Annotated in this window: 12 protein-coding genes; 4 read left to right on the top strand and 8 right to left on the bottom strand. The window is 54.1% G+C overall.

What is annotated here, in order from left to right; genetic code table 11:
• Positions 1–3 precede the first annotated feature (3 nt).
• Positions 4–1,014, bottom strand: coding sequence for a sialic acid TRAP transporter substrate-binding protein SiaP (locus TH19_RS01450; RefSeq protein WP_114100531.1), 1,011 nt, complete (start codon positions 1,012–1,014; stop codon positions 4–6).
• Between the two features lie 196 nt (positions 1,015–1,210).
• Here TH19_RS01450 and TH19_RS01445 point away from each other — a divergent pair, with 196 nt between their 5' ends.
• Together TH19_RS01445 and TH19_RS01440 are read left to right on the top strand one after the other, a co-directional pair.
• The gene (locus TH19_RS01445; RefSeq protein WP_181846263.1) at positions 1,211–2,107 is read left to right on the top strand and encodes a dihydrodipicolinate synthase family protein; all 897 of its coding nucleotides are present in this window, start codon (positions 1,211–1,213) and stop codon (positions 2,105–2,107) included.
• Entirely contained in the window at positions 2,107–2,787 is a 681-nt protein-coding gene (locus TH19_RS01440) for a GntR family transcriptional regulator (protein ID WP_114100529.1), read from the top strand. Before TH19_RS01445 ends, TH19_RS01440 begins: the two co-directional genes overlap by 1 nt.
• Positions 2,788–2,877: 90 nt before the next feature.
• Here TH19_RS01440 and TH19_RS01435 read toward each other — a convergent pair whose 3' ends face one another.
• Together TH19_RS01435 and TH19_RS01430 are read right to left on the bottom strand one after the other, a co-directional pair.
• Complete coding sequence (locus TH19_RS01435) at positions 2,878–3,885, bottom strand: complex I NDUFA9 subunit family protein (RefSeq protein WP_114100766.1); 1,008 nt, start codon at positions 3,883–3,885, stop codon at positions 2,878–2,880.
• Positions 3,886–4,081: 196 nt separating this feature from the next.
• A complete protein-coding gene (locus TH19_RS01430) occupies positions 4,082–4,984 on the bottom strand; it encodes an SDR family oxidoreductase (RefSeq protein ID WP_114100528.1) in 903 nt (300 codons plus the stop codon).
• A gap of 247 nt (positions 4,985–5,231) precedes the next feature.
• On the opposite strand from TH19_RS01430, the gene TH19_RS01425 reads away from it, so the two are divergent.
• Positions 5,232–6,059: a tetratricopeptide repeat protein gene (locus TH19_RS01425; protein WP_114100527.1), complete on the top strand. Its 828-nt coding sequence runs from the start codon at positions 5,232–5,234 to the stop codon at positions 6,057–6,059.
• A gap of 80 nt (positions 6,060–6,139) precedes the next feature.
• Positions 6,140–7,171 (top strand): substrate-binding domain-containing protein, encoded by a 1,032-nt coding sequence (locus tag TH19_RS01420; RefSeq protein WP_114100526.1) that lies wholly within the window; start codon positions 6,140–6,142, stop codon positions 7,169–7,171.
• A gap of 35 nt (positions 7,172–7,206) precedes the next feature.
• On the opposite strand, the gene TH19_RS01415 is transcribed toward TH19_RS01420, so the two are convergent.
• The 5 genes from TH19_RS01415 to TH19_RS01395 form a co-directional block, all read right to left on the bottom strand.
• On the bottom strand, positions 7,207–8,019 hold the full coding sequence (locus tag TH19_RS01415) for a class I SAM-dependent methyltransferase (protein WP_114100525.1): 813 nt from the start codon (positions 8,017–8,019) through the stop codon (positions 7,207–7,209).
• Positions 8,016–8,690, bottom strand: coding sequence for a glutathione S-transferase family protein (locus tag TH19_RS01410; RefSeq protein WP_114100524.1), 675 nt, complete (start codon positions 8,688–8,690; stop codon positions 8,016–8,018). The genes TH19_RS01415 and TH19_RS01410 overlap by 4 nt, the downstream gene beginning before the upstream one ends.
• A 190-nt stretch (positions 8,691–8,880) precedes the next feature.
• Positions 8,881–10,461, bottom strand: coding sequence for a cobyric acid synthase (locus TH19_RS01405; protein ID WP_114100523.1), 1,581 nt, complete (start codon positions 10,459–10,461; stop codon positions 8,881–8,883).
• Positions 10,462–10,518: 57 nt separating this feature from the next.
• Complete coding sequence (cobO, locus tag TH19_RS01400; protein ID WP_114100765.1) at positions 10,519–11,145, bottom strand: cob(I)yrinic acid a,c-diamide adenosyltransferase; 627 nt, start codon at positions 11,143–11,145, stop codon at positions 10,519–10,521.
• A 53-nt stretch (positions 11,146–11,198) separates the two neighbouring features.
• Complete coding sequence (locus TH19_RS01395) at positions 11,199–11,939, bottom strand: endo alpha-1,4 polygalactosaminidase (RefSeq protein WP_114100522.1); 741 nt, start codon at positions 11,937–11,939, stop codon at positions 11,199–11,201.
• Between the last annotated feature and the right edge of the window lie 13 nt (positions 11,940–11,952).

The raw sequence follows: 11,952 nt of genomic DNA, 5'->3' as shown, positions 1-11,952 counted from the left end.
TGATCACTTCACCGCGTTGATCTGCTCGACGATGCCTTCCGGCCAGTCTTTGGCGAATTCGCTTTCAAGATAGGCGTTCTGAACCTTGGTGCGGAATGCCGCAACGTCAGGCGCATAAATCGAAAGACCTTCGTTCTTGAAGAAATCGATCAGCGACTTTTCGTCTTCGATGCGCATCTTGTTGTTATATGCGGTCGCAACAGCGGCGGCATCCTTGACCTTTTTCTGCTGCTCAGCCGTCAAATCGTCATAGGTGCTTTTTGCCATCGACAGGAAGATCGCATCAACAAGGTGGTCGGTCAGAACGATCTGTTTGGTGACTTCATAGAATTTAACCGCCTTGACGGTCGGAAGCGGGTTGTCCTGGCCATCAATGGTGCCGGTCTGAAGGCCGGTGTAAACTTCGCCAAATGCCAACGGGGTTGCATCGGCACCAAGGGCATTGCCCAGGAACAGCCATGCATCGGAACCCGGCATGCGCAGCTTTACGCCATCAAGGTCGGCCGGGGTGGTGATTTTCTTGTCATTGGCAAGGTTCAGTTCACGGGTGCCAAGATAACCAACATCGAGAATCTCGATATTCATGTCATCGGCGACCATCTGGTAGAATTTCTGGCCGATGTCGCTGTTGAAAACTTTTTTCTGATGTTCCGGGTCACGGATCAGATAACCGGCGGTGAAAACCGACCATTGCGGGATCTGTTTGGCAATATCCTGTGCCGAAATCATCGCCATATCGAGGTTGCCGCGCTGCATCGCTGCGGGCTCGGTGCCCTGTTTGAACAGGCTGGCATTCAGATGGATTTCAATATCGAATTCGCCCGGTGCAGTTTTTGCGAGCTCGTCCTTGAAGACGGTCAGCATCTTGGCATGCCAGTCGGATTCAACAGCCGGGGTTGAAATACGCAACTTTACCGCGTCCGCCGCGAAGGCCGAGTTTGCACCGATTGCAAAGGTGCAGATGGCAGCGGATGCGATTCTGACAAGGCTGCGTGCCATGGGTGTCTTGGTCATTGGATCCTCCCTAAAGGATATTAAGTATCTGTTTTTCTGAGTGTCGTTATTGTTTTTAGGTCTTTCCACAGATGAGAATCAACAACATCTGCACTGACACGACACCTATTGTATAACTAACATGTTAGTGATAGACAACTGTTTCAACACCGATAATCACGGCGCCATGCCATATGGCGCGAAACAGGAATGTGTCATGCCCGCCACCAAATCAGACAAATTCGGCATCTCGGCTGCGATTACCACGCCCTTTACCAGCACCGGTGCGGTCGATATCGACCTGCTGTGCAAACACGCCAAATCGTTGCTGGCCAAGGGATGTGTATCCTTCACCCTTGGCGGGACAACCGGTGAAGGCCCGCATCTGTCGCGGGAAGAAAAAGTCACCGCGCACAAAGCTCTTTTGGCGTCGGGTATTGAACCGTCGCGGATCATTGTCGGCGTCATTGAATCCGCCCTTGGCGATGCCATTGCCGCTGCCAAAGCCGCCGATTCGCTTGGCTCCAAATATGTTCTGGTTACACCGCCCTATTATTTCAAAGGGTCAAGCGACGCCGGACAGATCACCTGGTTCCGACAGTTCCTTGATGCGATCAGCGACACGCAGCTTCAGGTCATTTTGTATCACATCCCGCAAGTAACCGCCGCCCCGGTTGGCCCGGACATGATTGCCGCCCTGATCGAAAGCCACCCGGACCTGATTGCCGGGGTCAAGGATTCGTCCGGGGATTGGGAAAATGCAAAAACCCTGATCGACCGGTTTTCCGATCGTCACATTCTGATCGGCGATGAACGTATTCTCGGTGCGGCCATTGCACTTGGCGGATCAGGTGCGATCAGTGGTGTTGCCAATTTTGCCCCGGAACTTCTGATCCCGCTTCTGGATGGGGAGACACCCGATTCGCGTCTTGTGCCGCTGGTAAATGCCCTTCTTGAATTGCCGGTGACACCGGCGGTAAAGGCGCTTGTTGGTCACACGACCGACTGTGCGCAATGGTCGCGTGTGCGCGCACCGCTTGTCGAACTGACGCAGGAACAGTATGAGTGGATCACAAATTCATATGACACCCTGTTCGCAACCAGGAATGATTGATGAGCGAAAACAAGCGGCAACCCATAAGACAGAGTCGGCGAAGCGAAGCCTATAACAGCTTCACCGAACATCTTTTGGCCCGTGATATCCGGCCCGGCCAGTTCATTTCACAACGTGAACTGGTCGAGATTACCGATATGCCGCTTGGTGCCATTCGCGAACTGATCCCCCGCCTTGAGGCCGACGGACTGATCACCACCGTGCCCCAACGCGGGATGCAGGTTGCCCATATCGATCTTGATCTGGTGCGCAATGCGTTTCAGCTGCGTATTTTCCTTGAACTTGAAGCAGCACGGCTTTTTACCGTGCAGGCCAGTGACAAGACGCTCGCGAAAATGCGCAAGGCCCATGAAGACGTCCTGCAATCGGCAGATGAAAACGGCATTACTGCGGAACTGCTTGAACAGGCACAGGCCGTTGACTGGTCGCTTCATGACACGATCATTGATTCGCTTGATAACGAAATCATTTCAAAGATCTACAAGGTCAATTCCGTCAAAATTCGCCTGATACGCCAGGAACGGTTCCGCCTGACCGAAAGCCTGTTGCAAAATGTGATGAATGATCACCTGGCGATCATCGCCGCCTTTGAAAAGCGCGACCCGGAACAGGCCGCCAATTGCCTGCGCGAGCATCTTGAAAATGCCCGCGGCCGGGCGCTTGGCCTAGGGGATCGGTAATCACCGGCGGCACCCTCACCTGCCAAGACGAGGCAAACAAAAACCCCGCCAGAAACCGGCGGGGTTTTGTGTTCCAAGACCAATACGGTCTTAGACAAAGCGGCGGAATTCACCGGATTTGCGCGGCGGGCAGAACCGTTTCAGATACGACGGTGCCACGGCCTCAAGGCTGTTTGGCGTGATGCCAAGTTCGGCAAAACCACTTGCGCCTTCGGACACGACATTATCGACCTTAAGCAAACGGACCTGATCGGGCGTCATCGGCGGCACCGGCAGGAATTGCAGGAAGAATGCCTTGATCGAGGCCATCCAGAACGGAACCGGCATCAGAATGGCGCGCTGACGGGTAATCCGCATCATGTCGCGCAGAAGCCCCATGAAGGAATAGGTTTCCGGCCCGCCCAGCTCGAAAGTCTTGCCAGCCAGACTTTCATCGCAAACAGCCGCGACAAAGGCATCGGCAACATCACCGACATAGACCGGCTGGAATTTCGGACCGCCATCCCCAAGAATATCGACCTTGCCTTCGCCCAGATCAACTTTCGGCAGGCCCGGCGCACCGATTACCGGCAGAACCGGCGAGAACCGCGCCATGGTCGCGAATTTGTTCAGGAAATTGTCGTTCGGACCAAAAATGACCGACGGGCGGAAGATCACCGCGTTCGGGAACACTTCGCGCACGGCATTTTCACCGGCAAGCTTCGACGTCGCATAGTTGGCAGAACTGTTTTTATCAACGCCAAGGGCAGACATATGCACAAAGGTCTTCACGCCACATGCCTTGGCTTCTTCGGCAATGCGTTTGGCGGCTTTGACATGGATGTTCAGGAAGTTGCTGCTGCCACGTTCATACAGAATGCCAAGCAGGTTGACGACGGCCTCGGAACCCTCGATCGCGCCCTTGATGCTGTCTTCGTTGCGGACGTCGCAATGAACCGGCACCACCTGACCCAGATAGCCCATCGGCTTGAGCTTTTTGACACGTTCAAAGCTTCGGGTCGGGACGCGAACGATAAAATCACGTTCAAGCAGACGCTTGACGATGTGACGTCCGACAAATCCGGTGCCACCAAAGACAGTTACGATACGACGATCCATGCTTGCTTTCTCCTTGCCGGTCACTGATCGCATGCCGATGTGCCGACGCTAGATGCCTTGCGGGCCTGCCAGAATGACCGGCCCGGTGGATGTATCCTGTGGACAATCATATTGTGCCCGATCAGAGAACGATATGAGTGTCCGCAGGCTCTTGGGTTATATACGACGCATATGACGGGTCAACAATGCACCGGAATTATTCATTTTCGTCGCGCGATTCCAGTCTGGCCAATATTTCATCATAAAGGGCCGTCAGACCGGCGCGATAATCGGGATAGCGCAGGGCAACACCCAGCTCGTTCTTGATCCGCGCATTGGAAACCCGTTTGTTGTCTTCATAAAAACTGGCCGCCATCGGGGTCAGCTTTGCCGTGGCAAAATCTTCTTCCCCTGGCGGATCAATGCCCAGCATCCCGCAAGCATGAACAATCACATCCTGCGGCGGGGCAGCATCGTCATCACAAACATTATAGGCCGCACCGCAATTGGGATTCCTGATTGATGCTAAGACGGTCTGGGCGATGTCTTCGACATGAATGCGCGAAAAAACCTGACCCGGCTTGACGATCCGGCGTGCGCGGCCTGATCGCACGGTTTCAAGGGCATTGCGCCCCGGACCGTAAATCCCGGCCAGACGGAAGCTTTGCACACATAATCCGTGACGACGGCCCAGATCGAACCATGCCTTTTCTGCTGCCACCCGGCGACGGCCACGTTTGCCACTTGGCAGCAATTCGTCTTCTTCGGTGACTTCGCCACCGTCACGGTCGCCATAGACCCCGGTGGTCGACAGATAGCCAATCCACGTTCCGTCAGGCAAAGCCGCCAGATCACCACCATGATGATGGATCACCGGATCCCCCAACCCGCCGGGAGGGGCAGAAACCAGTATATGGGTCACGCCCCGCAAGGCGTCACCGATATTGGTAATCGGTTGATCATCCCCAAAGATAAAGGGTTCGATCCCCTGGCTTCGCAGATGTTCGGCCTTTTCAGCACTTCGGGTGGTTCCGGCAATTTCCCAGCCTTCGTCGCGTAACTGATCGGCAACCAGCCGTGCGGAAAATCCCAACCCGAAACAAAACAGCTTATTAGACATCAAGGCACCTGTATCTTGGAACGTGTCGCACCTTAACCATGCGCGGGGCACGGTTCAAAACCTTTTGGTCCGGATCATCAACCAGTTGCCCCGACAAGGCATGGGGCGGGGTGATTAAGACAATCATTATCTTGCCGTTTTCATCGTCTTTTTTAACAGGATCACACATTCAGCCATGGTGGTTTCACCCCATCATCGCCTATGCTGATGACACGCCGATTACGCCAGAAACGGAGCTTTCGACACCATGTCACATATTCGCGGCCGATCCATTTTGTTGCGCGCCACCAGCACCTTGTTTCTGGCAGGTATCGTCAGCATCTGGGCTGCCCCGAACCTTTATGCGCAATCTGGCAATGGTGGCTCCGACACCAACGGCACCCTTACACTTGAAGAAAAGCAGCAATATCAGGACTGCATCAAGCTGGCCCAGCTTAAGCCCGAAGACGGTTTTGAAAGCGCGATTGCATGGCGCGATATGGGTGGCGGTGAACCGGCACGCCATTGTGTTGCGGTCGCCCTGATATCGCTTGGCAAATATGAAGAAGCCGCAACCAGACTGGATGCCCTTGCCAAAGACAGCACCGCCGAACCGGGCGTGGTGGCCGGCATGCTGGCACAGGCCGGACAGGCATGGCTGATGGCCAACAACCTTGAATTTGCATGGCGCGATCAAAGCCGCGCGCTGGAACTGGTGCCAAATAATCCGCAACTTTGGGTCGACCGCGCCATGTCACTTGGACTTGCCGGGCAATATTGGGATGCGATTGATGATCTGAACAAGGCGCTTGATCTGACCCCCAATCAGCCAGACATCCTGATCTATCGTGCGTCGGCCTGGCGGATGCTTGAAAGCTATGACCTTGCCATGACCGATATTGAAAACGCCCTTGGCCTGGAACCCGACAACATGCAGGCGCTTTTTGAACGCGGGAAGCTTTACCGGATTGCCGGGAAAAATGATCTGGCGCGGCGAGACTGGTTAACTGTCATAGAAAATTCAAACGGAACCCCTGTCGCAGATGCCGCAAAAGCGAATATAGAGAAGATGGATGTTCATACCGGATCAAACTAGGTTTGCGATGGTCTGCTTCCTTGTATATGTCCGGTAGGAATTATTACCGGGTATGACCGGACACCATTTTGGGGGACGAAATGCGTCGCACGTTTGCCTTGACTGCCATTGCCGCATCTATTGCACTTGTTTCTGCTGTCTCTGCGGCACAGGCACGTGATCAGGTGCGCATCGTCGGATCTTCGACAATCTTTCCGCTGACCACCAAGGTCGCAGAACATTTTGCCAAGACGACCAATGCACCCGCCCCGGTGGTTGAAAGCACGGGTTCAGGCGGTGGCTTCAAACTGTTTTGCGGCGGTATTGGCGAACAATATCCCGATATTGTTGACGCATCGCGCCCGATTTCAGGGTCCGAAACCGCAATTTGTGCCGCCAATTCGGTCCGCAAGATCAGCGAAATCAAAATCGGCTATGACGGCATTGTTCTTTTGGGATCGCGCGAAGCACCGACCATGGAACTTTCCGCGCGCCAGCTTTATCTGGCCCTTGCGCGGACCATCCCGGTCAATGGGGCAAGCGTTCCCAACCCGAATGTCAAATGGTCCGATGTCGATCCGTCTTTGCCGGATTTGAAAATTCGCGTTTACGGCCCGCCGCCGACTTCGGGCACCCGTGACCTTATGGGACAGCTTTTGCTTGATAAAGGCTGTGCGACCTTTGCCGATATCGCAAGTCTGGAATCTGCCGATCCTGACAGCTTCCGCCTGCTCTGCCGGACCATTCGCGAGGATGGTGCCTATATCGAAGCCGGTGAAAATGACCGCCTTGTCATCAGCAAGCTTGAAAAAGACCCGACCTCCTATGGGGTGATGGGCTTTAATAACCTTGAACGGAACCGGGAAAAGCTTCAGGGCATCACGATCAACGGTATCGAACCGGATTATGAAACCATCCTTGATGGCAGCTATCCGGGATCGCGTGCGCTGTATCTTTACGTCAAGGATGACCACGAACAGCTGGTCCGGTCCCTTGGTGATTTTATCTCCACCTACATTTCCGAGGCAGTCATTGGCGAGGAAGGCCTGCTTGTCGATAACGGTCTGGTGCCGCTGACGGCGGATGAACGTCAGGAAATGCTGACACAGGCAGCCAAATTTGTCGGTAATTGATTGCTGCTAATATGAGTTACAGAAAACGGTCGGACCTAGTCCGCCCGTTTTGCGATCCAGACCTGATTACTGGCATATTTCGGCGGATTTCCTGCAAAATCAGAAAATTCTGATATCGAAACAAATCCCGACAGTTCAAGCATCAAGCGCATTTCACTACGATGCACCCAGCGCAGGTGATGCCATGCATCTTCACATCTTAGCACCGTGCCGTCAGGGCTGATTTCCTCGAACCGCCAATGTTCACTAAACCGCTGGGTCAGGGGATCGTTGGTGCGTTCCAAGGCCGTGATCCGCAATTGGCTGTCGGATTGTCCAACCCCGTCAGGCATTGGAAAGATCGGCAGTTCAACAAAGTCGGGATCACCTTCGGGCAGGCAATAGCGCAAATCCGGGTCCATCAGATCAAGCGCAAGCGCCCCACCGGGTTTCAGATGGGCAAAGGCACGTTCAAGTGCCCGGCGCTGATCATGTGCATCGGTGATTTCCTGAAGTCCGCGAAACGGAATGATCACAAGATCAAATTGCCGATCCAGATCAAAATCGCACATATTGCCGGAATGCCAGGTGATTTCGGGATAATTGGCGCGCGCCTGACCCAGCATTGCGGGGGATAAATCAAGCCCTTCGACAGCAATGCCCAAATCGGCAATCGCGGCACTTATCCGCCCGGTGCCGCAGCCAAGTTCAAGCACGCCCAATCCCGATGCCAGACTTTTGGCAATCCGGGTATAGAACGGAATGGGGTCGTCAAAAAGTTTGCGGTCCAGTTCGGCGCGAAGATCGTAACTTGCGGCATTCAGACCGCCTTCTGGATAGAATTCATCTGAAATCGATGAATTCGTCATTCAAAATCCAGTTCCGCATAGTGACTTGACGGCGGGAAGCTTGCCTGGCGGTCGGCAAGGATATCGCGCATGGACGGGCGGCTTTTGATCCGCATGTACCAGTCCTTGGCACGCGGATGTTTGGACCAGTTGATATCGCCCATATAATCAATCACCGATACCTGTGCGGCGGCGGCAAGATCAGCCATGGTCAGATGATCACCCGCCAGCCAGTTACGGCGTTCAAACAACCAGCCGATATAATCAAGATGATAGGCCGCGTTGGTGCGCCCGGCGCGCAGTACCTTGGTATCGGGCGTGCCGGTCGAGAAGAAGCGTTTTAGAAGCTTTTCACCCAGCAAATGATCGGTGACTTCCCGGTTGAATTTGCCGTCGAACCACGCGACAAGGCGGCGGATTTCCGCACGTTCCTTGGGATTTGATCCAAACAGCTTGGGTTCGTCTTCGCAAATCTCGTCAAGATATTCACAGATTACGGTCGAATCACACAGAACCGTGCCGTCTTCATCCTCAAGCACCGGGACTTCCCCGGCCGGATTAAGCAGCAGGAATTCATCACGCCGTTCCCAAACCGGTTCGGCTTTCAATTCGAAATCTAGTTTTTTCTCGGCCAAAACCAGGCGCACTTTGCGCGAATAGGGTGATAGCCAAAAATGATATAACTGACGCATAAACGTGAAGATACCCGACCAAGGATGAACGTTTTACAAAGACCGGAAAACACAGTCCGGATATTAGTAAAACAGCAACTCACACGGTTCATTGCAGGACCGGAATTGCATGACCTGTCAAACCATGCAACAGGCCGGAAGTAAAGAGCCTGCACGTATACCTGATGCGATTTTCACCCTTTTGTGAGGTCTAGCTGTCAGAAAGCTGAACAAAGTCCTGTTGACCCCGGCTTTTTGCCAGCTCAAGCAACCCGTCGAGGTCAAGACACGCTTCTAGATGATCGGCCAATTCATCAAGGGCCGCATCGACTCCGGCCTCGAAATTACTGGCCCGATGCCTGTCATCGCCACCAAGAGTGGCAAGAAAGCGATGACGGAAATCATCGCTGCCAAACAAACCATGCAGATAACAGCCCGCAACCCGGCCATCGGCACTTATCGCGCCATCAGGTGTATCCTGCCCGTCAAGGCAAAGCCATCCACGTGCCCGATCCGGACCATTGGTCTGCCCCATATGGATTTCATAGCCCGTCACGGCTGTTTCGGCCGCAATCAGCCCGTCTGATCCACTGATACAGATCGTCTTGCCAGTGGTTTTGCGCAGTGTCTTGTCGCCCGCCATGACGGTTTCAACATCCAGAAGGCCCAAGCCCGCCTCGCTGCCGGGATCGCCTTCGATACCATCTGGGTCATGAACCATGCGGCCCAGCATCTGATAACCGCCGCAAATCCCCATCACCGCACCACCGCGCCGGTGATGGGCCAGAATATCGATATCCCAACCCTGACTTTTGAGGAAACGCAGATCAGCCATGGTGGATTTTGATCCGGGCAACAACACCAGATCGCAATCACCCGGAATCACCTGACCGGGTTTGATCACCAGAAGTTCGACATCATCCTCGGCCGCCAGTGGATCAAGATCATCGAAATTGGCAATGCGCGGTAAGTGCGGCACGGCAATCCGGATCACGCGTTCAGGCGTATCAGCACTGTCAGGACCATCGGCACGGCGTTGATATTTTCCAGCCTTTTCCAGTGCCACACCATCTTCGGCGGGTAGTTTATGGGCCCCTTGCCAGTATGTTGCGATACCGTAACCTTTAAGACCACAGGTCTGCTCGATGATATCAATCGCCGATGAAAACAGCGATACATCGCCCCGGAATTTATTGATGACATAGCCGCGCAACCATTTGCGATCATCTTCGGAAAGAAGCGCATGAGTGCCAACGATGGACGCAATAACCCCGCCGCGATCAATATCACCGACCAGGATGACGGGAACCTTGGCAGCCTCGGCAAAGCCCATATTGGCGATATCGGATGCCCGCAGATTGACCTCGGCCGGGGATCCTGCCCCTTCGACCAGAACAAGATCGGCGTCGCGTGCCATATGTTCGAAACTTTCGATCACCTTGGACAAAAGATCGCGTTTCAGACGATAATAATCACGCGCCTTTGCACTGGTGACGACCTTGCCCTGAACGACGACCTGGGCACCGATATCGCTTTGTGGCTTCAGCAATACCGGGTTCATATGCACCGTAGTCGGCACACCTGCTGCGCGGGCCTGAAGGGCCTGTGCCCGGCCAATTTCGCCGCCGTCATCGGTAACGGCGGCATTGTTGGACATATTTTGCGGCTTGAACGGACGCACCCGAAGGCCGCGCCGTGCAAATGCACGACACAATCCGGCCACCAGCAAGGATTTGCCGACATCCGATCCGGTCCCCTGAAGCATCAAAGCAGGAACTGATTGCACGTTCATTCCGGTTTCAAAACTTTCACTTTTCCCGCCGCAAGCGAAGCACAAGTTACCGACAGATCAAAACTCGACACCGATCTGGGCCTTGATCCCCTGTTCGCGGAACGGATGTTTGATCATGGTCATTTCCGTAACCAGATCGGCAGCCTCGATCAGGGTATCTGGCGCATTGCGCCCGGTCAGAACGATATGCTGATCGGGAAGTTTGTTTGACAGCGCATCAAGCACGTCTTCAAGGGGCAGGAAATCATAGCGCAGGACGATATTGATCTCGTCGAGGATCACCATCGCAAAGCTTGGATCACGCAGCATTTCCAGTGCCTTGTTCCATGCGTCGCGTGCCAGGGCGATATCCTGTGCCCGGTTCTGGGTTTCCCAGGTAAAGCCCGCACCCATGGCGTGGAATTCGCAAAGATCAGGGAACTTTTTAAGCAGCTTGGCCTCGCCGGTTTCCCAGCCGCCCTTGATGAACTGAACCACCCCGACCTTCATATCATGCCCGACACAGCGCATCGCCATACCAAAAGCCGAGGACGATTTGCCCTTACCCTTGCCGGTATGAACAATGATCAGGCCCTTTTTATCGATCTTCTGAGCCATCATCTTGTCGCGCGCTGCCTTGATTTTCTTCATTTTTTCATCATGGCGCGCATTGATATCGACGTCTGGCTGGCTTTTATCGGTCATTGTTTCATCCCTTTGAAGTACGGCCCCACAATGCGGCGAAAGCACATCTTTGATCAAGGGCAGTTTTGCGGAGTTTGGTCGAGTTCAATCTGCGCAATTACGCCCTGAAAGCCATGACTTTTCGCATTTGGACAAAACACATCGGCGATCGCACTGGCGGAACCGTATTCAACGCCCCCTTCTTCGACATATTCCACGGCAAAGACCGGCTTTCCCTGTGCGATATAGGGATCAAAGTCATCCATGAAGCCAAGCCGGAAGGCGGATTCAAGCAGGGCAAAATCCATTTTCTCCACCAAATCTGGAACCAGTTCGGATGCATTTTTCTGGCCGATAGCAAGACCACGCTGATGGGCAAGATCAATCAACCACCTGACATAGCGCAGCTGATCATCCCGGCTTAGACCAAAGCCGGTTGTCTTGTTGGAAACATCGGCTTCGTAGGCATCAATATTGTCGGGTTCAACCGCAAGAAATCCCTTGTCGCGGCACAAATCAAACCGGGCCTGCATGATCGGTGCAAACCTTTCAAAACGGCTGATATCAAGCCAAAACTCTCCGTCCCAGCCCCAATATGAATTGCCAATCACGTCCTTTGGGAAATCCGCATGGTCATCACGCCAAACTTCAACCGCGCCAACATTGACATAGCAAACCGGATAAAGACCGGCCTTGCGCCATGCGGCCACTTGCGCCGCACTTGCTTCATCAAGATCGGCCCCGACCACGGCAATGTCCGCCACATTGACCGTCAATTCACCCTGCAACTGCCAGTGAAAGGGTCCGCCGGGCACAGCAGTCCAATGC

It is taken from the genome of Thalassospira profundimaris, assembly GCF_003326675.1.
Classification (GTDB): Bacteria; Pseudomonadota; Alphaproteobacteria; order Rhodospirillales; family Thalassospiraceae; genus Thalassospira; species Thalassospira aquimaris.
Note: the sequence above shows the minus strand (reverse complement) of the source record. Positions and strands in the feature narration are given on the sequence as shown.

Excerpts from the sequence above, each read along its gene's own strand:
- TH19_RS01450 (WP_114100531.1), bottom strand. The coding sequence starts at position 1,014 with ATGACCAAGACACCCATGGCACGCAGCCTTGTCAGAATCGCATCCGCT.
- TH19_RS01445 (WP_181846263.1), top strand. The coding sequence starts at position 1,211 with ATGCCCGCCACCAAATCAGACAAATTCGGCATCTCGGCTGCGATTACC.
- TH19_RS01440 (WP_114100529.1), top strand. The coding sequence starts at position 2,107 with ATGAGCGAAAACAAGCGGCAACCCATAAGACAGAGTCGGCGAAGCGAA.
- TH19_RS01435 (WP_114100766.1), bottom strand. The coding sequence starts at position 3,885 with ATGGATCGTCGTATCGTAACTGTCTTTGGTGGCACCGGATTTGTCGGA.
- TH19_RS01430 (WP_114100528.1), bottom strand. The coding sequence starts at position 4,984 with ATGTCTAATAAGCTGTTTTGTTTCGGGTTGGGATTTTCCGCACGGCTG.
- TH19_RS01425 (WP_114100527.1), top strand. The coding sequence starts at position 5,232 with ATGTCACATATTCGCGGCCGATCCATTTTGTTGCGCGCCACCAGCACC.
- TH19_RS01420 (WP_114100526.1), top strand. The coding sequence starts at position 6,140 with ATGCGTCGCACGTTTGCCTTGACTGCCATTGCCGCATCTATTGCACTT.
- TH19_RS01415 (WP_114100525.1), bottom strand. The coding sequence starts at position 8,019 with ATGACGAATTCATCGATTTCAGATGAATTCTATCCAGAAGGCGGTCTG.
- TH19_RS01410 (WP_114100524.1), bottom strand. The coding sequence starts at position 8,690 with ATGCGTCAGTTATATCATTTTTGGCTATCACCCTATTCGCGCAAAGTG.
- TH19_RS01405 (WP_114100523.1), bottom strand. The coding sequence starts at position 10,461 with ATGAACGTGCAATCAGTTCCTGCTTTGATGCTTCAGGGGACCGGATCG.
- cobO (WP_114100765.1), bottom strand. The coding sequence starts at position 11,145 with ATGACCGATAAAAGCCAGCCAGACGTCGATATCAATGCGCGCCATGAT.